Source organism: Pseudomonas vranovensis DSM 16006 (genome assembly GCF_000425805.1).
In the GTDB taxonomy this organism is placed as follows: domain Bacteria; phylum Pseudomonadota; class Gammaproteobacteria; order Pseudomonadales; family Pseudomonadaceae; genus Aquipseudomonas; species Aquipseudomonas vranovensis.
Map to the genome: position 1 here is coordinate 442,702 of NZ_AUED01000002.1, position 22,441 is coordinate 465,142.

The 22,441-nt window shown below is 61.0% G+C and carries 19 protein-coding genes; 10 read left to right on the plus strand and 9 right to left on the minus strand.

Translation table 11 applies throughout. The features are described 5' to 3' along the window. Nucleotide 1 precedes the first annotated feature (1 nt). On the minus strand, nucleotides 2-1,531 hold the full coding sequence (pdxR, locus tag H621_RS0106040; RefSeq protein WP_028942506.1) for a MocR-like pyridoxine biosynthesis transcription factor PdxR: 1,530 nt from the start codon (nucleotides 1,529-1,531) through the stop codon (nucleotides 2-4). A 90-nt stretch (nucleotides 1,532-1,621) separates the two neighbouring features. Between pdxR and H621_RS0106045 the strand changes: the two genes are divergently transcribed. From H621_RS0106045 to H621_RS0106055, 3 genes are read left to right on the plus strand one after another with little or no spacing between them, the layout of a single operon-like run. Then, nucleotides 1,622-2,251 carry an FMN-binding negative transcriptional regulator gene (locus H621_RS0106045; RefSeq protein WP_028942507.1) on the plus strand — a complete coding sequence of 210 codons (630 nt, stop codon included), beginning with the start codon at nucleotides 1,622-1,624 and terminating at the stop codon, nucleotides 2,249-2,251. A gap of 11 nt (nucleotides 2,252-2,262) precedes the next feature. Then, on the plus strand, nucleotides 2,263-2,709 hold the full coding sequence (locus H621_RS0106050) for a GNAT family N-acetyltransferase (RefSeq protein ID WP_028942508.1): 447 nt from the start codon (nucleotides 2,263-2,265) through the stop codon (nucleotides 2,707-2,709). A 16-nt stretch (nucleotides 2,710-2,725) separates the two neighbouring features. Continuing rightward, entirely contained in the window at nucleotides 2,726-3,397 is a 672-nt protein-coding gene (locus H621_RS0106055) for a GNAT family N-acetyltransferase (protein ID WP_028942509.1), read from the plus strand. Nucleotides 3,398-3,467: 70 nt separating this feature from the next. On the opposite strand, the gene oadA is transcribed toward H621_RS0106055, so the two are convergent. Then, complete coding sequence (gene oadA / locus H621_RS0106060) at nucleotides 3,468-5,276, minus strand: sodium-extruding oxaloacetate decarboxylase subunit alpha (RefSeq protein ID WP_028942510.1); 1,809 nt, start codon at nucleotides 5,274-5,276, stop codon at nucleotides 3,468-3,470. Between the two features lie 11 nt (nucleotides 5,277-5,287). After that, entirely contained in the window at nucleotides 5,288-6,703 is a 1,416-nt protein-coding gene (locus H621_RS0106065) for an acetyl-CoA carboxylase biotin carboxylase subunit (RefSeq protein ID WP_028942511.1), read from the minus strand. A gap of 204 nt (nucleotides 6,704-6,907) precedes the next feature. Between H621_RS0106065 and H621_RS0106070 the strand changes: the two genes are divergently transcribed. Further along, nucleotides 6,908-7,855 carry a LysR family transcriptional regulator gene (locus tag H621_RS0106070; RefSeq protein WP_167332095.1) on the plus strand — a complete coding sequence of 316 codons (948 nt, stop codon included), beginning with the start codon at nucleotides 6,908-6,910 and terminating at the stop codon, nucleotides 7,853-7,855. Here H621_RS0106070 and H621_RS27970 read toward each other — a convergent pair. Then, entirely contained in the window at nucleotides 7,797-8,015 is a 219-nt protein-coding gene (locus H621_RS27970) for a PA3496 family putative envelope integrity protein (protein WP_084167928.1), read from the minus strand. The genes H621_RS0106070 and H621_RS27970 overlap by 59 nt on opposite strands. Before the next feature lie 168 nt (nucleotides 8,016-8,183). Continuing rightward, entirely contained in the window at nucleotides 8,184-9,050 is an 867-nt protein-coding gene (gene hexR, locus H621_RS0106075; RefSeq protein WP_028942513.1) for a transcriptional regulator HexR, read from the minus strand. Between the two features lie 104 nt (nucleotides 9,051-9,154). Here hexR and zwf point away from each other — a divergent pair, with 104 nt between their 5' ends. Further along, nucleotides 9,155-10,597 carry a glucose-6-phosphate dehydrogenase gene (gene zwf, locus H621_RS0106080; RefSeq protein WP_028942514.1) on the plus strand — a complete coding sequence of 481 codons (1,443 nt, stop codon included), beginning with the start codon at nucleotides 9,155-9,157 and terminating at the stop codon, nucleotides 10,595-10,597. Here zwf and H621_RS0106085 read toward each other — a convergent pair. Continuing rightward, the gene (locus H621_RS0106085) at nucleotides 10,594-13,464 is read right to left on the minus strand and encodes an EAL domain-containing protein (RefSeq protein ID WP_028942515.1); all 2,871 of its coding nucleotides are present in this window, start codon (nucleotides 13,462-13,464) and stop codon (nucleotides 10,594-10,596) included. The genes zwf and H621_RS0106085 overlap by 4 nt on opposite strands. 222 nt (nucleotides 13,465-13,686) lie before the next feature. Between H621_RS0106085 and uvrD the strand changes: the two genes are divergently transcribed. The 3 genes from uvrD (at nucleotide 13,687) to H621_RS0106100 (ending at nucleotide 17,365) form a co-directional block, all read left to right on the plus strand. Beyond that, entirely contained in the window at nucleotides 13,687-15,870 is a 2,184-nt protein-coding gene (gene uvrD, locus H621_RS0106090) for a DNA helicase II (RefSeq protein ID WP_028942516.1), read from the plus strand. A 120-nt stretch (nucleotides 15,871-15,990) separates the two neighbouring features. After that, a complete protein-coding gene (locus H621_RS0106095) occupies nucleotides 15,991-16,845 on the plus strand; it encodes a Tim44 domain-containing protein (RefSeq protein WP_028942517.1) in 855 nt (284 codons plus the stop codon). Nucleotides 16,846-16,957: 112 nt separating this feature from the next. Beyond that, a complete protein-coding gene (locus H621_RS0106100) occupies nucleotides 16,958-17,365 on the plus strand; it encodes an SMI1/KNR4 family protein (protein WP_028942518.1) in 408 nt (135 codons plus the stop codon). Between the two features lie 148 nt (nucleotides 17,366-17,513). On the opposite strand, the gene H621_RS0106105 is transcribed toward H621_RS0106100, so the two are convergent. Then, nucleotides 17,514-19,274, minus strand: coding sequence for a cation:proton antiporter (locus H621_RS0106105; RefSeq protein ID WP_028942519.1), 1,761 nt, complete (start codon nucleotides 19,272-19,274; stop codon nucleotides 17,514-17,516). Between the two features lie 320 nt (nucleotides 19,275-19,594). Here H621_RS0106105 and H621_RS0106110 point away from each other — a divergent pair, with 320 nt between their 5' ends. Further along, nucleotides 19,595-20,080 (plus strand): acyl-CoA thioesterase, encoded by a 486-nt coding sequence (locus H621_RS0106110; RefSeq protein WP_028942520.1) that lies wholly within the window; start codon nucleotides 19,595-19,597, stop codon nucleotides 20,078-20,080. Here H621_RS0106110 and pdxY read toward each other — a convergent pair. Continuing rightward, entirely contained in the window at nucleotides 20,077-20,949 is an 873-nt protein-coding gene (pdxY, locus tag H621_RS0106115; RefSeq protein ID WP_028942521.1) for a pyridoxal kinase PdxY, read from the minus strand. The two genes, H621_RS0106110 and pdxY, sit on opposite strands and share 4 nt — an antisense overlap. Before the next feature lie 116 nt (nucleotides 20,950-21,065). On the opposite strand from pdxY, the gene H621_RS0106120 reads away from it, so the two are divergent. Further along, entirely contained in the window at nucleotides 21,066-21,458 is a 393-nt protein-coding gene (locus tag H621_RS0106120; RefSeq protein ID WP_028942522.1) for a DUF3301 domain-containing protein, read from the plus strand. On the opposite strand, the gene H621_RS0106125 is transcribed toward H621_RS0106120, so the two are convergent. Then, the gene (locus tag H621_RS0106125) at nucleotides 21,455-22,417 is read right to left on the minus strand and encodes a CobW family GTP-binding protein (protein WP_028942523.1); all 963 of its coding nucleotides are present in this window, start codon (nucleotides 22,415-22,417) and stop codon (nucleotides 21,455-21,457) included. The genes H621_RS0106120 and H621_RS0106125 overlap by 4 nt on opposite strands. Between the last annotated feature and the right edge of the window lie 24 nt (nucleotides 22,418-22,441).

Here is a 22,441-nt window from a genome sequence, read left to right on the forward strand (position 1 = left end):
GTCACCCGCGCCAGGCACGCCGCAAGCGTGCCAGGGCATCGGCAATTCGGGCTTCGTCCACGGCGGCGAAGCCCAGCACCAACCCGGCACGGTTATCCACAGAGGCCGTGGAGTCGGGCAACCAATAGTCGCTCAGGGCGTTGAGCTCAACCCCAACGGCTTCGGCACGAGCGATCAGTGCCTGCTCGCGGGCGTAACAGTCCACATCGACTTTCACATGCAGCCCGGCAGCTACTTCCGGCATCGGGCCCAGGCCTGGAACATCCACGGGCCAACCGGCCTGCAAGGCATTGCGCCGGCTCAGGGCTGCACGCCGCACACGGCGGATGTGGCGCTGGAAGTGTCCCTTGGCCATGAACTGCGCCATTACCGCCTGGGTCCCGACCTCCGAATGCCGCACTGCCAGCGCCCGGCAACGGGAAAAGGCCTGTACCAGCTGTTGCGGCAATACCAGATAACCCAGGCGCAGGGCCGGGAAGGCGATCTTGCCGAAGGTGCCGATGTATAACACCCGCCCGCTGCGATCCAGCGCTGCCAAGGGCGCCAAGGGGGCGCCGCTGTAGCGGTACTCGCCATCGTAGTCGTCCTCGATGATCCAGCCGTCCTTGCGCTGGGCCCAGGCAAGCAGTTCCAGGCGCCGGGCCAGGCTCATGGTGACCCCGGTGGGGTACTGGTGCGAGGGCGTCACGTAGCTCAGGCGACAATTCGCCAGGGCCTCGAGCGCGGTGCAATCGAGCCCTTCGTTGTCCACAGCCACCCCATGCACCCGCGCGCCGGTCAGGGCGAAGGCATTTCCGGCGGCGCGGTAACCAGGGTTTTCCACAGCCACACTCTCCCCCGGCTCCAGCAGCAGCTGTGCACAAAGGCTTATCGCCTGCTGCGCACCACTGGTGATCACAATTTGTTCAGCCATGCAGGAAAGCCCCCGTGATCGACGCAAATAGGTCGCAATCAGCTCACGAAGCTGCGGTTCGCCGGCCGGATCGCCGTAGCCCAGGGCGGCCGGATCCGGGTTACGCCAAAAACCCGCCTGCAGCTTGGCCCAGACGTCAAAAGGGAACAAATCGAGCGCCGGTAAACCGACGCGAAAAGCCCGCGGCGGCCCGCTTTTGGGAGCAGGTAAATGATGATTTTGGAGCCGCGCCAAAGGGCCTGTGTGGATAACTTTACTGGACAAAACCTCAGTATTTTCAGTCGATTTTGTGGATAACCCTGTGGAAAAACCCAGGGATAACCCTGTGGATACTTTTGTGGATAGTTTTGGTAGTTGGCTCACGTACGTGCCATCGCCCACCCGGCTTTCGATGAAACCTTCGGCATACAGTTGGTCATAGGCGCGCACCACACTGTTGCGCGACAAGGCCAGGGCCGTGGCCATGTCACGGGTGGCCGGCAACCGTGTCCCACTGCTCAAGCGCCCATCCAGCACACGCATGCGCAGTGCCTGGTAAAGCTGTCGGCTCAGCCCCTGGCGACGATCGAGCACGATTCCGGTGGGGTCGAACGGCAAGGTGAAGGGGCGCTCGCTCATGACAATGGACCTATCAAATTAGCTGTTAATGGCTCTTACCATAGACCAATAGCCTGCCTAGGATTGAGCCATACGCCAAGGACAATCCCCATGTTCACACCTTCGAGCTACAAGGAAACCGACCTCAGCCAACTGCACCAGCAGATCGAGCAAACCCGCCTGGCCGTACTGGTGACTCAGGGCGAACAAGGCCTGCAGGCCAGCCACCTGCCCTTGCTGCTCGACCGCAGCCAGGGCAGCAACGGCACGCTCTACGGCCACTTCGCCCGCGCCAACCGCCAATGGCAGGCGCTGGAAAACGGCGCCGAGGCCCTGGTGGTGTTTGCCGGGCCCGATGCGTATGTCAGCGCCGGTTACTACCCCAGCAAGCTCGAGGACCCGCGCACCGTGCCGACCTGGAACTACATGGCGGTCCATGCCTGGGGCAAGGCCCAGGTGTATCACGATGCCGAGCACCTGCTGGACATCGTCCGGCGCTTGAGCGACCACCATGAACAACGCCAGGCCGCGCCCTGGTCGGTGGATGAAGCACCTGCCGACTACATGGCCGGGATGCTCAAGGCCATCGTCGGCTTTGCCCTGCCCATCGAGCGCCTGCAAGGCACCCGCAAACTCAGCCAGAACCGCTCGGCCATCGATATCGAAGGTGTGCGCAAAAGCCTGAGCAACAGCACCGATCCTCTGGACAATCAACTGGCCGCCCAGATGCGCCCACTCTGAAGGAAACCGCTATGTCGACCGTGAATATTCGCCCTGTAGCCGCCAACGATCACAGTGCCTGGCTGCCCTTGTGGCAGGCGTATCTGGACTTCTACCAAACCCGTCTTGCCGGTGAAGTGACGAACGTCGCCTGGCAGCGCATGCTGGACCCCAACGAACCGACCAACGCAGCGCTGGCCTGGGTCGATGGCAAGGCAGTGGGCATGGTCCACTGGATCTATCATCGTTCCAACTGGAGCATCGAGAACTCCTGCTACCTGCAGGACCTCTACGTCCAGAGCGAGCAACGTGGCCTGGGTGTTGGCCGTCACCTGATCGAGTATGTCTACGATACGGCTCGCGAAGCGGGCTGCGCCAAGGTCCATTGGTTGACCCACGAAACCAACGCGACGGCGATCAGCCTGTACGAGCAGGTTGCCGAGCGCCCCGGCTTCATCCAGTTTCGCAAACCGCTGTAACTCCAGGAGCCACACGATGAGTGATACCTTGAACTGGCACCCGGCCAAACGTCCGCAACCGACCGCGCTGATGGGGCGCTTCATCCGCCTGGAAAAACTCGACCCCCGGCGCGACCGCGAAGACCTCTGGGACGTATTCCAAGGCCCGGACGCCGATCCGAAGCTCTGGGACTACCTGGCATATGGCCCGTTTACCGAGCGCGAAGATTTCGACCACTGGCTCGACAGCAATGCGGCCAGCAGCGATCCCTTGTTCTACAGCGTCATCGACCTGGCCAGCGGCCAGACCCAGGGCATCCTCAGCCTGATGTCCATCGTCCCCGACCAGGGCCGTATCGAAATCGGCCACATCGCCTTCGGCGCCGCCATGCAACGCACCCCCAAGGGCACCGAAGCGGTGTACCTGCTGGGCAAGCTGGGGATCGAGCTGGGCAACCGTCGCCTGGAATGGAAGTGCAACGATGCCAACGCCCGCTCCAAACGAGCGGCACTGCGCTTTGGCTTTACGTTCGAGGGGGTGTTTCGAAAACACATGGTGATCAAGGACCGCAATCGGGATACGGCCTGGTTTTCGATTACCGATGATGAATGGCCGGCGATTGCGGCGGGGTTTGAGCGGTGGTTGAGTGAGGATAACCAGCGGCCGGAGGGTCAACTACGTACCTTGGAAGCCTGCCGGCAGGAATAGCATGTAGCCGCAAAAAAAAGGGGAGCTATCGCTCCCCAGAGGTTAACCGCTTGTAGACCGGGGCCTGTAATCAGCCCTCGATCTCGATCAGGATTTCACCCGGGTTGACCCGGTCGCCCTTGGCCACGTGGATGGCGGTGACCTTGCCGGCAATGGCTGCCTGGACTTCGGTTTCCATCTTCATGGCTTCGGTGATCAGTACCGATTGGCCGGCCTTGACCGTGTCGCCTTCCTTGACCAGTACATCGACGATGTTCCCTGGCATGGTGGTGCTCACGTGACCCGGTGCGCTGGCCTGCTTGCGCTTGCTGCTGCCACCGCCGACGAATTCGTTGAGCGGCTCGAACACCACTTCTTCCGGCATGCCGTCGATGGACAGGTAGAAGTGACGCTTGCCTTCAGCCTTGACACCCACACCGGTAATGTCGACGCGGTAGGTTTCACCATGTACGTCGATGACGAACTCGGTCGGAACACCTTCGCCACCAGCCGAGGCTACCGCGCCGGCTTCTGGAATCGGCAGCAGCGCTTCAGGGGTCAGGGTGCCGGCTTCACGCTCTTCGAGGAACTTGCGCCCGATGTCCGGGAACATGGCGTAGGTCAGCACGTCTTCTTCAGACTTGGCCAGGTTGCCGATGTCGGCGCGCAGCTTGGTCATTTCCGGCTTGAGCAAGTCGGCTGGGCGCACGTCGATCACTTCTTCGCTGCCGATGGCCTGGCGACGCAGTTGCTCATCGACCACACCCGGCGCTTTGCCGTAGCCCCCTTGAAGGTACAGCTTCACTTCGTTGGTGATGGTCTTGTAGCGCTCGCCAGCCAGCACGTTGAAGAACGCCTGGGTGCCGACGATCTGCGAGGTTGGGGTCACCAGCGGCGGGAAACCGAGGTCTTCGCGAACCCGGGGAATCTCGGCCAGCACTTCGTTCATGCGGTTGAGTGCGCCTTGCTCCTTGAGCTGGTTGGCCAGGTTGGAAATCATCCCACCCGGAACCTGGTTCACTTGCACGCGGGTATCGACGGCGGTGAACTCGCTCTCGAACTGGTGGTACTTCTTGCGAACGGCATAGAAGTACAGACCGATTTCCTGCAACAGCTCCAGGTCCAGGCCAGTGTCGAACTCGCTGCCCTTGAGGGCTGCGACCATCGATTCGGTGCCGGGGTGGCTGGTGCCCCAGGCGAAGCTGGAGATGGCGGTGTCGATATGGTCAGCGCCGTTCTCGACAGCCTTGAGCTGGCACATGGCAGCCAGGCCGGCGGTGTCGTGGGAGTGAATGAACACGGGCAGCGACTGCTCGGCCTTGAGTGCCTTGACCAGTTCGCCGGTGGCGTACGGGGTCAGCAGGCCGGCCATGTCCTTGATCGCAACCGAGTCGCAACCCATGGCTTCCATCTGCTTGGCCTGGGCCACGAACGCATCGATGGTGTGCACCGGGCTGGTGGTGTAGGCGATGGTGCCCTGGGCGTGCTTGCCGGCAGCCTTGACCGCCTCGATGGCCACGCGCAGGTTACGCACGTCGTTCATGGCGTCGAAGATACGGAACACGTCGATGCCGTTGACGGCAGCCTTGGCAACGAACGCCTTGACCACGTCATCGCTGTAATGGCGGTAGCCCAGCAGGTTCTGGCCACGCAGCAGCATTTGCAGGCGGGTGTTGGGCAGAGCGGCGCGCAGCTTGCGCAGGCGCTCCCACGGGTCTTCCTTGAGAAAGCGTACACAGGCGTCGAAGGTAGCGCCGCCCCAGACTTCCAGCGACCAGTAGCCGACTTTGTCGAGCTTGTCGCAGATCGGCAGCATGTCTTCGGTACGCATGCGGGTAGCCAGCAGGGACTGGTGGGCGTCGCGCAGGATTGTGTCGGTTACAAAAATTTTCTTGGACATTGTCGGGTTCCTCACAGGCCTGCGTGGGCGGCGATGGCGGCAGCGATGGCCAGGGCCAGCTCTTCGGGTTTGCGCTTGATCGAGTAGTTGGTCAGTTCCGGATGGCTTTCAACGAAGCTGGTATTGAACTGACCGCTGCGGAATTCCGGATTGCGCAGGATTTCCTGGTAATAAGCGGCGGTGGTCTTGACCCCTTGCACGCGCATGTCGTCCAGGGCGCGCAGGCCACGGTCCATGGCTTCTTCCCAGGTCAGCGCCCAGACCACCAGCTTCAGGCACATCGAGTCGTAGAACGGTGGAATGGTGTAGCCGGTATAGATCGCCGTGTCGGTACGTACGCCCGGACCGCCGGGAGCGTAGTAACGGGTGATCTTGCCGAAGCTTGGGAGGAAGTTGTTCTTCGGATCTTCAGCGTTGATCCGGAACTGCAGGGCGAAGCCCCGGTGCTGGATGTCTTCCTGCTTGACCGACAGCGGCAGGCCGGAGGCGATGCGGATCTGCTCGCGAACGATGTCGATACCGGTGATTTCTTCGGTGATGGTGTGTTCCACCTGCACCCGGGTGTTCATCTCCATGAAGTACACCTCGCCATCGGCGAGCAGAAACTCCACGGTACCGGCGTTCTCGTAACCCACGGCCTTGGCGGCGCGTACCGACAGGTCGCCGATGTAGGCGCGCTGTTCAGGGGTTAGTTGCGGGCTTGGGGCGATTTCAATGAGCTTCTGGTTACGACGCTGGATCGAGCAATCGCGCTCGAACAGGTGCACAACGTTGCCGAAGCTGTCACCGAGGATCTGCGCCTCGATGTGTTTCGGGTTGACGATGCATTTTTCCAGGAAGACTTCCGCCGAACCAAAGGCCTTGGTCGCTTCGGATATCACCCGCGGGAAGGCTTGCTCGAGCTCTTCGCGGCTGTTGCAGCGACGAATGCCGCGACCGCCACCACCGGAGGTGGCCTTGAGCATCACCGGATACCCGATGCGATCACCTTCCTCGAGGGCTTCATGGATGTCGGCAACGTTGCCTTCAGTGCCTGGCGTCACCGGGACACCCGCCTTGATCATGCTGCGACGGGCTTCAGTCTTGTCACCCATGCGGCGAATGACTTCTGCCGCCGGGCCGATGAACTTGATACCGCGTTCGGCACAAATGTCTGCAAGCTCAGCGTTCTCAGACAAAAAGCCATAACCGGGATGCAGGGCATCGCAACCGGTTTCCACTGCCAGGTTCACCAGCTTGCGCGGGTTCAGGTAACCGGCCAGGGGCTCGGCACCAATGCTGTGGGCCTCGTCGGCACGCTTGACGTGCAAGGCATGGCGGTCGGCGTCGGAGAAGATCGCCACGGAACGGATGCCCATCTCGGCGCAGGCACGCACGATTCGAACAGCAATTTCACCGCGGTTGGCGATCAGGATCTTTTTTATCACTGGAATAATTCCCAAGGCCGCTAGAACAAACGAGCCGGCATAACCGGTCGGCGCGTGACCAATCGTCGCTGGCCAGTCGCATCTTTACCCTAGCGCTGTCTTGGAATAAACAAAAATCAATATTTATTAGGGCGAGCATTAGCAAAAGCTTATAGTGCTGTTACAAGGTTTTGCCAGGACAAGAATAAAATGCGTAAGTCATTGATGCGTATGACATTGCGTCAACTGCAGATCTTCAATGAGGTCTGTGATTTACGTTCCTACAGCCGGGCGGCCGAGGAGATGAATCTGACGCAACCCGCCGTTAGTCTACAAATCCGCCAGCTTGAAGAACTGGTGGGCCAACCGTTGTTCGAGTACGTCGGCAAGAAGCTTTACCTGACCGAAGCCGCCGAAGCGCTGCAACGGGCCAGCCGGGATATCTTCGGCCGCCTGGAGAGCCTGGACATGCAGCTCTCCGACATGCAGGGCTCGTTGCAGGGGCACTTGAAGCTGGCCGTCGAATCCAGCGCCAAGTACTTCGTGCCACACCTGTTCGCTGCCTTCAAGCGCTTGCACCCGGAGGTCAACCTCACCCTCACCGTGGTCAATCGCGCGCAGGCAATTCGCAGGCTTTCCGACAATCGTGATGACCTGATCATCATGTCGATGGTACCCCAGGACATGGGCCTGGAGTTCCTGCCCTTCCTTAATAACCCGATTGTCGCCGTGGCGCCGCCCGAGCACCCACTGTGCAAGCTGGAAAAGTTGCGCCTGCAAGACCTTGAGCCACACACCCTGCTGGTGCGCGAACAAGGCTCGGGGACCCGCAAGGCGTGCGAGGAATACTTCAAGGACAAGCGCGTACACTTCACCCAGACCCTTGAAGTGGCGTCGGCCGACGCCCAGCGTGAATGCGTGATTGCCGGTCTGGGCATTGCCCTGCTGACTCGTCACGCGCTTAACCTGGAACTGGCCACCGGCGTGCTGCGCGAGTTGCCGGTAGAGGAACTACCGCTGTACCGCAGTTGGTGCGTGGTGCAGGCCAAGGCCAAGCGGCAGTCACCGGTGGCCTTGGCCTTTCTTGCGTTCATTCGCAGCGAACGTACGCAAATCAGCGGGCTTGTTGAGCGTTTTTCGGGGAACTTGCCGCCGATACCTGCCACACATTGATGGCCTGCAACTCGGGAAAATCGGCTATTTCTTGCAGAAGGCGGCGCTGTTCGGAGTAACTTTCGATCGCGCGGCGAAATTCCATGCGGCGCTGATCTTTCTCCTGCTGCTTGCGGGATTTTGCGTTGGGTTGATACGAGCCATCGAATTCACGAGCCATTGCATATCTCCCTGATCGAGTGCGGGAGTTCAGCCTGGCGCAGGCGGGTTACAGTTTGGCGGCGGGGTGGTTACAGGCGGGTGAATCTGCAGTGTAGGAGCGGGCTTGTCCCGCGATTGGGCTCTTCTGCCGACCTCGATCGCGGGGCAAGCCCGCTCCTACACGCGTTCAGTCGTCGAGTGCCTTCACTGACTTGGGCGACAGGCGCAGGCTGCGCAAGCTGCGTTTGACGCTCTTGAGGTGGTTGACCAGGCTAGGGCCGCGCGCCATGGCTACGCCCATGGCCAGTACGTCGATGACCACCAGGTGAGCGATACGTGAGGTCAGCGGGGTGTAGATCTCGGTGTCTTCATGCACGTCGATGGCCAGGTTGACCGTCGACAACTCGGCCAATGGCGTCTGGCTCGGGCACAGGGTAATCAAGGTGGCACCGCTTTCACGCACCAGGTTGGCAGTGATCAGCAGATCCTTCGAGCGCCCGGACTGGGAAATGCAGATGGCTACATCACCCGGCTTGAGGGTCACGGCCGACATTGCCTGCATGTGCGGGTCGGAATACGCCGCGGCCGTCAGCAGCAGGCGGAAGAACTTGTGCTGGGCATCCGCCGCCACCGCACCGGAAGCACCAAAGCCATAGAACTCGACGCGCTGGGCGTTGGCCATGGCCGTCACGGCACGTTGCAAGGCCTGTGGATCGAGATGCTCGCGCACCTCCATCAGGGTATGCAGGGTGGTGTCGAAAATCTTCAGACTGTAGTCGGCAACCGAGTCGTCTTCATGAATGGCGAACTGGCCAAAACTGGCACCGGCCGCCAGGCTCTGGGCCAGCTTGAGTTTGAGGTCCTGGAACCCGGAGCAACCGATGGCACGGCAAAAGCGCACGATGGTTGGCTCGCTGATACCAACGCTATGGGCAAGATCGGCCATGGAGCTATGCATGACGGCTGCGGGATCCAGCAGCACGTGATCGGCAACCTTCAGTTCCGATTTGCGTAGCAGATGGCGCGACTGGGCGATGTGTTGCAACAGATTCAAGGGCAGGACTCGGTTATGATCGACTGACCGGGTTGTAGCTTTCTTGTAGTTATACTACATGACCGGCGACCCGCCCAGCTAAACGAACTAGGAGAGTGGTGGTATTGACTATCCCTTGCGACATATTGGTGTTCGGCGGCACCGGTGATCTGGCCCTGCACAAACTGCTTCCGGCGCTCTATCACCTGTATCGCGAGGGGCGCCTGCACAACGCCGTACGCATCATTGCCCTGGCTCGGCGCACGCTGCCACGAAATGAATTTCTCAAGCTCACCGAACGGCGCTGCCGGGCCCAGATCGCCCGCAACGACTTCGAGGAAGATGTCTGGGCGCGTTTTTGCGCGCGACTGGACTACTTCTCCATGGACGCTTCGCAGAGTGCCGACTTCGGTCGCCTGGCACGCTTTCTGGGTGAGCCGGGCGGCCTGACCCGAATTTACTACCTGGCCACCGCCCCCAACCTGTTCGTGCCCATTGCCAAGAACCTCAAAGTTGCGGGCCTGGCCGACAGCGAAGCACGCATCGTCCTGGAAAAGCCCATCGGCCATTCGCTGGAGTCGGCCACCGCGATCAACCAGGCCATCGGCGAAGTGTTCGACGAGTCGCAGGTGTTTCGTATCGACCACTACCTGGGCAAGGAAACCGTGCAGAACCTCATGGCCCTGCGCTTCGCCAACGCCCTGCTCGAACCTGTCTGGCGCAACAGCCAGGTAGATCACGTGCAGATCAGCGTGTGTGAAACCCTGGGGGTGGAAAACCGGGGCGCCTATTACGACCGTTCCGGCGCCACCCGTGACATGCTGCAGAACCACCTGCTGCAACTGCTCTGCCTGGTGGCCATGGAGCCGCCAGCGCAGTTCGAAGCTGAAGCCGTACGCGACGAGAAGGTGAAGATCCTCAAAGCCCTCAAGCCCATCAGCGGCCAGGATGTGCAGGACAAGACTGTGCGCGGCCAGTACAGCGCCGGCAAGATTGGCGGGCAGGAAGTGCCGGCCTACTACTTCGAGAAAGATGTCGACAACGACAGCGATACCGAGACCTTCGTCGCCGTTGAGGCGCATATCGACAACTGGCGCTGGGCCGGCGTGCCGTTCTACCTGCGCACCGGCAAGCGCCTGGCCAAGCGCTCCTCGCAGATCGTCATCCAGTTCAAGCCGGTGCCTCATCGTTTGTTCGAGGGTGACCAGGCCAACCAGTTGCTGATCCAGCTGCAGCCGGACGAGCGCATCAGCCTGCAAATGATGACCAAGAGCCCTGGCAAAGGCATGCGCCTGGAGCCGGTTGAACTGAACCTCAACCTCGCTCAGGTGTTCGGACAGACTCGCCTGTGGGACGCCTATGAACGTTTGCTGCTGGATGTGCTTGATGGTGACTCGACGCTATTCATGCGCCGCGACGAAGTAGAAGCCGCCTGGGCCTGGATTGACCCGATCCTCATCGGCTGGCAGGAGCACTTCCAGGCCCCGCGCCCCTACCACGCCGGCTCCAATGGCCCGGACCAGGCCCACAGCCTGCTGGCGCACCAGGGGCGCGCCTGGCATCTCTAGAACGGGTGACGGCTGGCCAGCAACGCGGCCAGCTCCGGTGCCGTTACCGGCCGGCTGATCAGGTAGCCCTGCACTTCATTGCAACCCTGCCTGCGAAGAAACTCCAGTTGCTCGCGGGTCTCGACCCCTTCTGCAACCACCTTCAGGCCCAGGCTCTGGGCCATGGCAATGATCGCCCGGGTGATGGCGGCGTCTTCGCTGCCCTCACTCAAGCCGCGAATGAACGCCTGATCGATTTTCACGAAATCCACCGGGAAGCGCTTGAGGTAGCTGAGCGATGAATAGCCAGTGCCGAAATCGTCAATCGCAAGCTTCACGCCCAGCTCATGCAATTGGCCGAACGTTGCAATGATGTGCTCCACACTGTCGAGCAATTGGCTCTCGGTCAGTTCCAGCTCCAGCAAGTGCGGCGCCAGCCCGCTTTCATCCAGCACCTGGCGCACCAGGCTGACCAGCTTGCCCTGGCGCAGTTGATAGACCGACAGGTTGACCGACACACGAATCGGCTCAAGCCCCTGGCGCTGCCACTCACACGCTTGCCAGCACGCCTGGCGCAGAACGAACTCGCCCATCGGCGCTATCAGCCCGGTCTCTTCGGCAAGCCCGATGAAATCCGCTGGCGGCACCATGCCCCACTGCGGGTGCTGCCAGCGCACCAAAGCTTCGGCGGCATGCAGGCGCCCGGTGGCCAGGCACAATTTTGGCTGGTAATAAACCTGCAGCTGACGCTCTTCGATGGCCTTGCGCAGATGATTCTCCAACTGCAGCCGCTGCAGCGTACTGGCCTGCAGACTTTCGGTGTAGAACTGGAAATTGTCGCCGCCCAGGTGCTTGGCATGCTGCATGGCCATATTGGCCTGACTGACCAACGCGGTGACGTCCCGGCTGGCGTCGGACAACAGGCTGATACCCACCGATGCGCTGACCACCAATTCATGACCGTCGGCACGCAGCGGCACCCGCAGCTTTTCCAGCAAGCGGGTGGCGACCCGCACCAGGCTCGACAAGTGAGTGTAGCCATCGAACAGCACGCAAAACTCATCGCCAGACAAACGCGCCACCGTATCGGCCTCGGGCACGGCATTGCCAATGCGACGGGCCATTTGTTTCAGCAGGTGGTCAGCCTGTTCATGACCCAGGCTGTCATTGAGCAGCTTGAAGCGGTCCAGATCGATATGCAGCAAGGCCAGGCCCCGCCCGCTCAGGCGCACGCGCTGGCCGGCCTCGTGCAGGCGCAGACGAAACAGCGCACGGTTGGCAAGCCCCGTCAGCTCGTCGTAGTGGGCCAAGTAACGCAATCGCTCCTCTGACTCGCGGCGTGCCGACAGGTCAGTAAAGAAGCCAACGATGCTGCTCAAATGGCCGCGAGCATCACGCACGCCATTGAGTTGTAGCCACTGAGGGTACAGCTCTCCGTTCTTGCGAGCCTCAACCAGCTCCCCCTGCCAACTGCCCTGCTGCTCAAGGGCTTGCTCGATGGCCTGGTGGTGACGCCAGGCATCGCGACTGCAGGGCAACGCCAGCAGCTTGCCTCCCAACAGCTCTTCGCGAACATAACCTGTGACCCGGCAGAACGCCTGATTGACCGCCAGCAGGCTGTAGTCCGGGTCGAGGATCGCGATGCCTTCGCTGGCCGCTTCAAATACTGTGGCCGCCAGCCGCTGTTGCTCTTCCTGGGCCTTGCGCTCGCTGATGTCCCGGCGTGTTCCCAGCATGCGCAGCACGCGACCGCAGGCGTCTCGCTCAACCGCACGGCCGCGGTCTTCGATCCAGCACCAGTGCCCCTCGCTGTGGCGCACCCGGTACTCGATGCGATAGTCCTCGGTGCGCCCTTTCAGATGGTCCACCAGCGTGCGCTTGAGCAATGGCACATCGTCTGGATGAAGACGCGGCTTGAGATGGGCAAGCATTTCGCGAACCTGGTCGGGGTCAATGCCGAACAACTCGCGCAGCTGGGTGTGATGGATCTCATCGGTTTCAAGGTTCCAGTCCCAAAGGCCCAGCTCACTCGCTTCCAGAGCCAGGGCCAGACGCTGCTCGCTTTTGATCAAGGCGTGAGTGGCCTGCTCCAGCTCCTGGCTACGCTGAACTACCCGCGACTCCAGCCCCACTTGTGCCTGACGCAATTGCTCCTCGATCTGGCGTCGCTGCTCCACCTCATCCGCCAACGCCTGGTTGAGCCGTTCACTACGCGTCTGGGCCGCTTGCAGGTGCTCGATCAGGGCCTGGTTCTGGAAGCGCCGCAACAGGCTGTCCTCGATCAGCCGGTTGACCTGCCAGGCCACCACTATCAATGCCCCCAACAGAATCAGCCCGAGCCAACCCCAACCATGCTGGTGCGCATCACCACTCCAGAGCAGGAAGGCAATGGGCGGCAGCAGGCAGGGCAAGGTGAAACTGAGAAACGCCGGCAAGCTGACGGCATAGGCGATACTGGCAGACAAGGTGGCCGCGCCCAGCAGGCCGAATACCCAGGCCTGCTGCACGAAGTTATCCACAGGCACCAGGGCAATCGCCGCACTGGCCAGGGTCAGGCCACTGAAGGCCGAGCCCAGCAGAAACATTCGCCACCAACTGGGCTGGGCCTGGCGATCGGGCATGGCCGAATCGAATGCGGCCACCTGGATAACCCTCAAGGCCACCAGCGCCATCAGCCACACCACCCAGACACTGACCAACAGGTAGCGGGCCGGGCTCCAGAGCATCCAGGCACAGACCAGACCATTGAGCAGCATGAACAAGGTGGGCAGCAACGAGCCTTGATAGAGCAGCCGGGTGCGCTCTACCGCCAGTTGTGTAGCGAAGTGTCTACGGATACTCCCACGTGTCTGCAAAGGCACGCCGACGGAGTCGGAAACGGATGTCATAGGCAGTGTTCTTGTAATGGTTAGCCCTAAACGTGCACGGAGCATACACAAGCAAGAGCCCCTGCCAAACTGCTCTGGATCATTATTCATCGGATCGATTTTCCGACGAAAGCGCTCAAGCGCGCAGGCCTTGGGCTGCAGCCGATGACTGCCCGGTCGTCAGGGCAAAGTTTTTCTACTGTATATTTGCCCAAGGGTTGCCCGCGCCCCTAAAATGCCCGGATGCGCGATGATCTCTCTCTCCTGTTGAACTCTCTCAACGACGCCCAACGCCAGGCCGTAGCCGCCCCCGTTGGTCGTCAGTTGGTCCTGGCCGGTGCCGGCTCCGGCAAGACCCGTGTGCTGGTGCACCGCATCGCCTGGTTGATCCAGGTCGAGCAGGCCTCGCCGCACTCGATCCTGTCGGTGACCTTCACCAACAAGGCCGCTGCCGAGATGCGCCAGCGCATCGAGCAACTGATGGGCATCAACCCGGCCGGCATGTGGGTAGGCACGTTCCACGGCCTGGCGCATCGCCTGCTGCGGGCGCACTGGCAAGAGGCCGGGCTGAACCAGAACTTCCAGATCCTCGACAGCGACGACCAGCAGCGCCTGGTCAAGCGCGTGATCCGCGAACTGGGCCTCGATGAGCAACGCTGGCCCGCACGCCAGGCCCAGTGGTTCATCAACGGCCAGAAAGACGAAGGCCTGCGCCCGCAACATATCCAGGCCAGTGGCGACCTGTTCCTGGGCACCATGCGCAGCATCTATGAAGCCTATGAGGCCGCCTGCCAGCGGGCTGGGGTCATCGACTTCTCCGAGTTGCTGCTGCGTGCCCTGGACCTGTGGCGTGACAACCCGGGGCTGCTCGAGCACTACCAGCGCCGCTTCCGCCACATTCTGGTAGACGAGTTCCAGGACACCAACGCCGTGCAGTACGCCTGGTTGCGCCTGCTGGCCAAGGGCGGCGACAGCCTGATGGTCGTCGGCGATGACGACCAGTCCATCTACGGCTGGCGCGGAGCCAAGATCGAGAACATCCATCAGTACACCGCTGACTTCCCCGACGCCGAACTGATCCGCCTGGAGCAGAACTACCGCTCCACCGCCGGCATCCTCAAAGCGGCCAACGCCCTGATCGCCAACAACAGCGGTCGCCTGGGCAAAGAACTGTGGACCGACGGCGGCGATGGCGAGCCGTTGAGCCTGTACGCGGCCTTCAACGAACACGATGAAGCGCGCTATGTGGTCGAGACCATCGAGAGCGTGCTCAAGACCGGCCTGGCACGCAGCGACATTGCCATCCTCTACCGTTCCAACGCCCAGTCGCGCGTGCTTGAAGAAGCCCTGCTGCGCGAGCGTATTCCTTACCGCATCTATGGTGGCCAGCGCTTCTTCGAACGCGCCGAAATCAAGAACGCCATGGCGTACCTGCGCCTGCTCGAAGGCCGCGGCAACGATGCTGCACTTGAGCGGGTGATCAACGTACCGCCACGGGGCATCGGCGAAAAAACCGTCGAAGCGATTCGCGACCACGCCCGCCACGCACAAGTGTCGATGTGGGAGTCGATGAGCCTGCTGATCGCCAACAAGGGCCTCAAGGGCCGCGCCGCCGGTGCCCTGGCTGCGTTCATCGAGCTGATCGAGAACCTCGCCGCCAAGGTCATGGAGATGCCGCTGCACCTGATGACCCAGACCGTCATCGAGCAGTCCGGGCTGATCATCTATCACCAGGAAGAAAAAGGTGAAAAGGGCCAGGCACGGGTAGAAAACCTCGAGGAACTGGTCAGCGCTGCGCGCAACTTCGAAAGCAGCGAAGAAGACGCCGAGCTCTCGCCGTTGGCGGCCTTCCTCGGCCATGCCTCGCTGGAAGCCGGCGACGCCCAGGCCGACGAGCACGAAGACAGCATTCAGCTGATGACCCTGCACAGCGCCAAGGGCCTGGAATTCCCCTATGTGTTCCTGGTGGGCATGGAAGAAGGCCTGTTCCCGCACAAGATGAGCCTGGAAGAGCCCGGCCGCCTTGAAGAGGAACGCCGCTTGGCCTATGTGGGTATCACCCGGGCCATGCAGCAGCTGGTGATGACCTACGCCGAAACCCGACGCCTGTATGGCAGCGAAACCTACAACAAGGTGTCGCGCTTCGTTCGCGAGATTCCGGCCGGGTTGATCCAGGAGGTGCGCCTGTCCAACAGCGTCAGCCGTCCATTCGGCGCCGCGCAGAAGGTCGGCACCAGCAGCCTGTTCGCCAACGCGAACATTCCGCAAACCGCCTTCAACCTTGGCCAGCGCGTGCAGCATGCGGTGTTTGGCGAGGGCGTGATCCTCAACTTCGAGGGTTCCGGCGCCCAGGCCAGGGTTCAGGTCAACTTTGCCGAAGGCAGCAAGTGGCTGATGCTCGGCTACGCCAAGCTGGAAGCGCTGTAGGCGCGGGCTGACCCGCTCCTGCAGCCAGGCAAAAGCTAGAAACATTATGGCGCTGGTCATGTGTCCTACAACCTGTGCAACATGACGCGCGTGCAATCCACAAAATGGGAATACCCTTCTATGCAACGTTTTCTTAGCATCGCTTTGGCGCTGTGCATCGGCCTGACGATGAGCCTCGACGCCAACGCCAAGCGCTTCGGCGGCGGCAAGAGCTCGGGCGCCGCGCCAACCCACCAGACCCGCCAGGCAGCCCCGGCTACACCGGCCGCCTCGCCAACCGCTCCAGGTCGTGCACCTGCAGCCGCCAGCGGTGCTTCGCGCTGGCTCGGCCCTCTGGCCGGTATCGCCGCCGGTGGCCTGCTGGCCTCGATGTTCATGGGCGATGGCTTCGACGGCATGCAGATCTTCGACATCCTGATCATCGCACTGATCGCCTTCCTGGCGTTCCGCTTCATCGCCGCCCGTCGTCGCAAGCAGCAGCCACAAATGGCCGCCGCCGGCCACGCCCCTTACGAGCGTGAAGTGCACCAGCAGCCTGCCCAGCCGTCGATCTTCGGTGGTTCGGCCGCCCCTGCCGCCGCTGCCCGTCCAGTGATCAACGCCCCGGCCTGGTTCAACGAGCAGAGCTTCCTGGCTGCCGCGCGCAACCACTTCCAGTCGCTGCAGCAGCACTGGGATGCCAACGAAATGGACAAGATCACCGAGTTCGTAACCCCTCAGTTGCTGCAGTTCCTCAAGCAGGAACGTGCCGAGCTGGGCGAAGGCTTCCAGTCCACCTACATCGACAATCTGGACGTGCAGCTTGATGGCGTCGACGATCGCGCCGACAAGACCATCGCCACCCTGACCTTCAGTGGCGTGTCCAAGACCTCGCGCTTTGACCAGGGCGAAGTGTTCAGTGAAAGCTGGAACATGGAACGTGCCCAGGGCGAAAACCAACCTTGGCTGGTCGCAGGGATCCGCCAGAACGGCTGATCTTGAGGCATTGCACAAAAAAACCCCGGGCTTGTCCCGGGGTTTTGCTTTTTCACTGCAGGCTACTAGGGTATAACGCGCAGCGTGTCGCAATAGGTTAGAGGATAGAACCGTGGAAGAAGTCATCGAACAGCTCCGAGAAGCCAACGAACCAGTGCCGGTGCCGCTTGAGCTGCCGGATGAAGACCAACTGGTCGAGATTGAAGAAGAGCTGTTCATCAACATTCCCTTCGTCTTCAAGGAGTACCTGCTGACGGTCAGCGATGTGGTCTATGGCAGCCTTGAGCCCGTCACTGTCACTGACCCACAGTCGCACACCTACCTGCCGGAAGTAGCGGCCAACGCCTGGGACGCGGGTGTTCCTCGTGACCTGATCCCGATCTGCCAGGATGGTGACGATTACTACTGTGTCGAGGAAGATGGCACCGTGGTGCTGTGGTCGGGTGAAGAAGAGATTGTCACCGAGGAAAGCTGGGAATCGGTCTGGCACTGGGTGCGGGATGTCTGGCTGGAAAGCTGAATGAGAAATATCCTCACAAAATGATGGCTCTTAGCTATTAATGTTCGTAGAATCGCCACGCCTTCCTGCGCGGCGAGGCGATTCGCTACCGCTCCATCCCCTCGGACATTCGAATCGCCCCCCGCAGGAAGCGTTTCTTCTCATCACCCTAGTGGTGATTCTCCTGATGGTTTTCCAACGTCTCCAGCAAGGCGACCTGCATCCGCGTGTGCACGCGGATAAGCCAGCGCCACAGCAAGGCCGCCACAACTGCCGCCACCACCACGATCAACACCAACAACTCGCTGGTCGGCAGGATGCTGGCAGACAGTGCAGAGAGCAGCAGGAAGATCACCAGCAATGACAACAGCGGGATCACTTCGGCAATCACCCGACGTACCCGCTGGGTGTGCCTGCCGGCCATTTCCGGCTTGACCCCCATCTCGGCCAGCAGCATCGACAGTGCCTTGAGCTTGCGGTAGGCGGCGATCAGGAACGGCAGTGACAGCAGCAGCGCAGCGCCCCAGATCATCGCCTTCTGCTGGCCAACGTCGCTGACCCATTCGCCCAGGTAGACACCGATGCGCGCAGCGAAATAGCCGCCGCTGAAGAAGATCGCCACCACCAGTGCCAGGTTCACCCCCACCTGCAGCAGGATGCGCCGGATCATCGACGCCAGCAGTGCGCCCTCGCCATGCGGCTGGATGCTTCGCAGCCACTCGCCATACAGCGACAGCACTCGCGCCAGGCGCTGCGGCACCACCTTGGAAAGCTTGAGCGACAACGGATCAGCCCCACGGATCAGGTACGGTGTCAGCAAGGTGGTGATGGCCGATACCGCCACCGCGACCGGGTACAGGAAGTCGCTGGTGACCTGCAGGGTCATGCCCAATGCAGCGATGATGAATGAGAACTCACCAATCTGTGACAGGCCCATGCCCACTCGCAGCGAGGTGCGTCCGTCGTTGCCGGCGATAAAGGCTCCCATGCCGCAGGACAACATCTTGCCCAGCACCACGGCGATGGTGATCACCACGATCGGCCAGGCATATTCGACCAGCACCAGCGGGTCGATCATCATGCCGATGGCGACAAAGAAAATGGCACTGAACAAGTCCCGCACCGGCTCGATCAGCCGCTCGATCTTCACCAACTGGCGGGACTCGGCCATGATCGCGCCAATCAGGAACGCGCCCAGCACCATGCTGTATTCAAGCTTGACCACCAGCAGGCAGAAGCCGAAACACAGCCCCAGCACGGTAATCAGCAGCATCTCGTTGCTTTCAAAACGCGCTACATAAGCCAGCAGGCGCGGCACCAGCAGAATGCCCACCACCAGCGCGACGATCATGAACAGCGACAGCTTGCCGACCGTGGAGAACACCTCGCCCGAGCTGACCGAGCCACTGACAGCGATGCCCGACAGCAAGGCAATGATGCCGATGCCCAGAATGTCCTCGACGATCAGTACGCCGAAGATCAGCTGTGCGAAGCGCTCGTTTTTCATCTTCAGGTCGTTGAGCGCCTTGACGATGATAGTGGTCGAGGAGATCGCCAGGATGGCGCCGAGGAACAGCGAGTCCATGGTGCTCCAGCCGAACCAGCGGCCGATCTCGAAGCCAATCCAGATCATCAGGACGATTTCCAGGAATGCCGCGATGAATGCCGTGGCCCCCACCTTGAACAGCTTGCGCAGGCTGAACTCCAGGCCCAGGCAGAACATCAGGAAGATCACCCCTAGCTCCGCGAGGGTCTTGATGGTGTCTTCGTCGTGGATCAGACCAAACGGCGGAGTGTGGGGGCCGATAATGAAGCCGGCAACGATGTAGCCCAACACCACCGGCTGCTTGAAGCGGTGAAAGAGGATGGTGACCACACCGGCGACGAGCATGATCACTGCCAGATCCTGGATGAAACTGATGGCATGCACGGCGCGGTACTCCTTACCCCAAGACAATGAACACCCCGCGACCTCCTCAGATTTGACTGATTGAGTTGCAGGGACATAGTGTTTTTAATGTAGGAAACCCACCTTGCATGGGTTTCCTCAGGTTAACACCGCCGCCAGTTGCGAAAAGCCGATGCAATAAGTGGAAACAGATCGACCAAATCAACGCCGTTAATGGCACAAACAGCGTGACGGCAAGGCCGCTGTCAGCGTCCCGTCATTAGATGGGAATCGTAATAGGGGATAGAAGCGTGAATACCAGTCGCCACCCCGCCTCAGCGCAACCTCACCGTGAGCACACTATGGAACCTGGAAACGCCCAGCTATCGATGACTGTCTTGATGACCCCGGACATGGCCAATTTTTCTGGCAACGTTCATGGCGGCACCTTGCTCAAGTACCTCGACGAAGTCGCCTATGCCTGCGCCAGCCGCTATGCCGGCCGCTACGTGGTGACCTTGTCGGTTGACCAGGTGGTCTTTCGCGAGCCGGTGCATGTCGGCGAGTTGGTGACCTTTCTTGCCTCGGTCAACTACACCGGCAACACCTCGATGGAGGTGGGCATAAAAGTGGTCACCGAAAACATTCGCGAGCGTTCGGTGCGCCACAGCAACAGTTGCTTCTTCACCATGGTCGCAGTGGATGACGACCGTAAGCCGGTTGCCGTGCCACCCCGCCAGCCAGAAAGCAGCGAAGAAAAACGCCGCTTCCTGCAGGGCAAGCAACGCCGCCAGATTCGCCAGGAGCTGGAAAAACGCTATCAGGAGCTCAAGGGCGACGCGATCTAAGCGTCAAGACGTCGGGCCTCGAAGCGCACCCGTGGATGCACGATGCGGTCCTGGGCCCGTACCAGCTCAAGCTCGTAGCTGGCGCAGGCCTGGGTTTCGAGCAGCGCCTCATGAACAGCGGCTGCTGTGAATTCAAACGCCGCTACCCAGCTATCGCCCAGCAGCACTCGCGCCAGGAACAGCCCCGAGGTCAGATCACCCACGCCCACAGGCTGGCGCGGGAAGGCCAGCAGCGGACGGCGCAAATGCCAGCTGCCCTCACCTGTCACCAGCAACATTTCAAACTCTTCCGCGCCGCGCCCCGGGTAGACCAGGTGCTTGACCAGCACCGCTTTTGGTCCGCGCTCCAGCAGACTGCGCGCCATGGCGACGCAGTCTTCCAGTGACTCGGGGCGCCGCTCACAGAAGCTGTCGAGCTCCAGCTGATTGGGGCACAACACATCAGCTACCGCCACCGCCTCATCCAGCAGAAACGTACTGACTTCCGCCGGAACGATGCAGCCCTTCTCCGGATGTCCCATTACCGGATCGCACAGGTACAACGCCTTGGGATTGACGGATTTGATCCGCGCCACGCCACTGAGAATCGCCCGCCCTTGCTCGGCACTGCCCAGGTAACCAGACAACACTGCATCGCAATTGCCCAACTCACCGATCGTCGCAATACCCTCCACCAGCGCGGGAATTTGCGCTGGCGCAAGCACTTCCCCGGTCCACTGACCATACTGAGTGTGGTTGGAGAACTGCACAGTGTTGAGGGGCCACACATTCACACCGACCCGTTGCATGGGGAACACCGCCGCGCCATTGCCGGCGTGACCGAAAACCACATGGGACTGGATAGCGAGCAGGTGCGGCGTACGTTTCATGCAGGACTTCCGAAGCTGATAAATGAAAACACGGCGCGCAGTATGGCGCTAAAAGGCACCTGTACGACAGACCGGAGAGGCAGGTAAGCTGGGCGTACTTCGTTGGAGCAAATGTAATGCTGACCCTGGGTAATCTCTTCGTGCTGATGGTGCTGGGTGCTGGTGGCGCCTGGCTGTGGCATAACCACGGATTGCGTGAAAAGGCCCTGGATCGGGTCAAGCAGCACTGTGCAAAACTCGACCTGGAACTGCTCGACGGTAATGTGGCGCTCAAGCGAATCGGCTTCGTTCGCGATGCCCAAGGGCGCAAGCGCCTGGCCCGTGTGTATAACTTTGAGTTCACCGTCACTGGTGAGCAACGCCACCCCGGCACCGTCACTCAGTTTGGCGCTCACAGCATGCAGATCGAACTGGCGCCCTACCCGTTCGAAATCAAAACAGTCCCGCATGCCGATAACGTCATTGAAATGAACCAGTGGCGTCAGGATCACAATCGCTGGCGAAACTAAAGACGGCAGGCCTGCATGGCTTGCTGCAGCGCTTCCACGTCCTGGGCAGTGGAAAAAATCAACTCAAGACGTGAATCACGCCGCCATTCACTGGGCTGCCAGCGCAACTCATGCTGCCCTGCCAAGGCGTTGATCGACTGCCACCCTTGGGGGCTGTGGATAACCAGCTTGGCCCGACGCCAGTCAAAATCGCGTAACAGCAGCTCAATGCGCTGTGGATAAAAAATCTGTCGAGGGTGCCAGCGCCAGCCGATGCTCCAACCCTCTGCAACATCTTGTACACAGCAAATGGGCTCCTCCGGATTTATCCACAGACTCGCCAACGGCCCAGTTTCATTGGGCAATGTCAGCTTACCCACAGCCTCGCCCGGACTGATATCAACAGGCAGTTTCGACAATTGCAGCTCACCGTGATCTGTCCAGAACAACGTTCTTTTTGGCAGATTTGCCGTTATCCACAGACGTTTTTCACTGTCCACAGGCTGCGATTTATTCAATACCAACAAACCCGCTTCGAGCAACGCCTCCTGCTGGGCACTGGGTAAGGCAACGCCGGCTGCCAGTTGTTCGGCATCCAGCACGACCACAGCCGGCTGAACTGCCAGCACACCGCGCCAGGGCGGCTGGCGCAGTTGTTCAAGTAATTGCAGCGGATGCCCCAGGCCTGAGGGTTCGATGAACAGCCGATGCGGTTTGGCCTTGCGCAACAACCGCGCCAAGCCGATCTGGAATGGCGTGCCATTGACGCAGCACAAACACCCGCCCGCCACCTCGCCCATGGCAATGCCCTGATCGTCGGTGCTCAGCAGCGCGGCATCCAGGCCGATCTGCCCGAACTCGTTGATCAGCACTGCCCAGCGCTCATCAGCCGGTCGTTGGGCGAGCAAGTTGCGAATCAGACTGGTCTTGCCGGCGCCCAAGGGCCCGGCAATAACGTGAGTGGGGATGTTCTGCAGCATAGGACGCCAAGTGCTCGGGATTTT

Excerpts from the sequence above, each read along its gene's own strand:
- H621_RS0106050 (WP_028942508.1), top strand. The coding sequence starts at position 2,263 with ATGTCGACCGTGAATATTCGCCCTGTAGCCGCCAACGATCACAGTGCC.
- pdxY (WP_028942521.1), bottom strand. The coding sequence starts at position 20,949 with ATGAAACGTACGCCGCACCTGCTCGCTATCCAGTCCCATGTGGTTTTC.
- H621_RS0106070 (WP_167332095.1), top strand. The coding sequence starts at position 6,908 with ATGCGTATGACATTGCGTCAACTGCAGATCTTCAATGAGGTCTGTGAT.
- H621_RS0106110 (WP_028942520.1), top strand. The coding sequence starts at position 19,595 with ATGGAACCTGGAAACGCCCAGCTATCGATGACTGTCTTGATGACCCCG.
- H621_RS0106045 (WP_028942507.1), top strand. The coding sequence starts at position 1,622 with ATGTTCACACCTTCGAGCTACAAGGAAACCGACCTCAGCCAACTGCAC.
- pdxR (WP_028942506.1), bottom strand. The coding sequence starts at position 1,531 with ATGAGCGAGCGCCCCTTCACCTTGCCGTTCGACCCCACCGGAATCGTG.
- oadA (WP_028942510.1), bottom strand. The coding sequence starts at position 5,276 with ATGTCCAAGAAAATTTTTGTAACCGACACAATCCTGCGCGACGCCCAC.
- uvrD (WP_028942516.1), top strand. The coding sequence starts at position 13,687 with ATGCGCGATGATCTCTCTCTCCTGTTGAACTCTCTCAACGACGCCCAA.
- H621_RS0106085 (WP_028942515.1), bottom strand. The coding sequence starts at position 13,464 with ATGACATCCGTTTCCGACTCCGTCGGCGTGCCTTTGCAGACACGTGGG.
- H621_RS0106095 (WP_028942517.1), top strand. The coding sequence starts at position 15,991 with ATGCAACGTTTTCTTAGCATCGCTTTGGCGCTGTGCATCGGCCTGACG.
- H621_RS27970 (WP_084167928.1), bottom strand. The coding sequence starts at position 8,015 with ATGGCTCGTGAATTCGATGGCTCGTATCAACCCAACGCAAAATCCCGC.
- H621_RS0106125 (WP_028942523.1), bottom strand. The coding sequence starts at position 22,417 with ATGCTGCAGAACATCCCCACTCACGTTATTGCCGGGCCCTTGGGCGCC.
- H621_RS0106120 (WP_028942522.1), top strand. The coding sequence starts at position 21,066 with ATGCTGACCCTGGGTAATCTCTTCGTGCTGATGGTGCTGGGTGCTGGT.
- H621_RS0106055 (WP_028942509.1), top strand. The coding sequence starts at position 2,726 with ATGAGTGATACCTTGAACTGGCACCCGGCCAAACGTCCGCAACCGACC.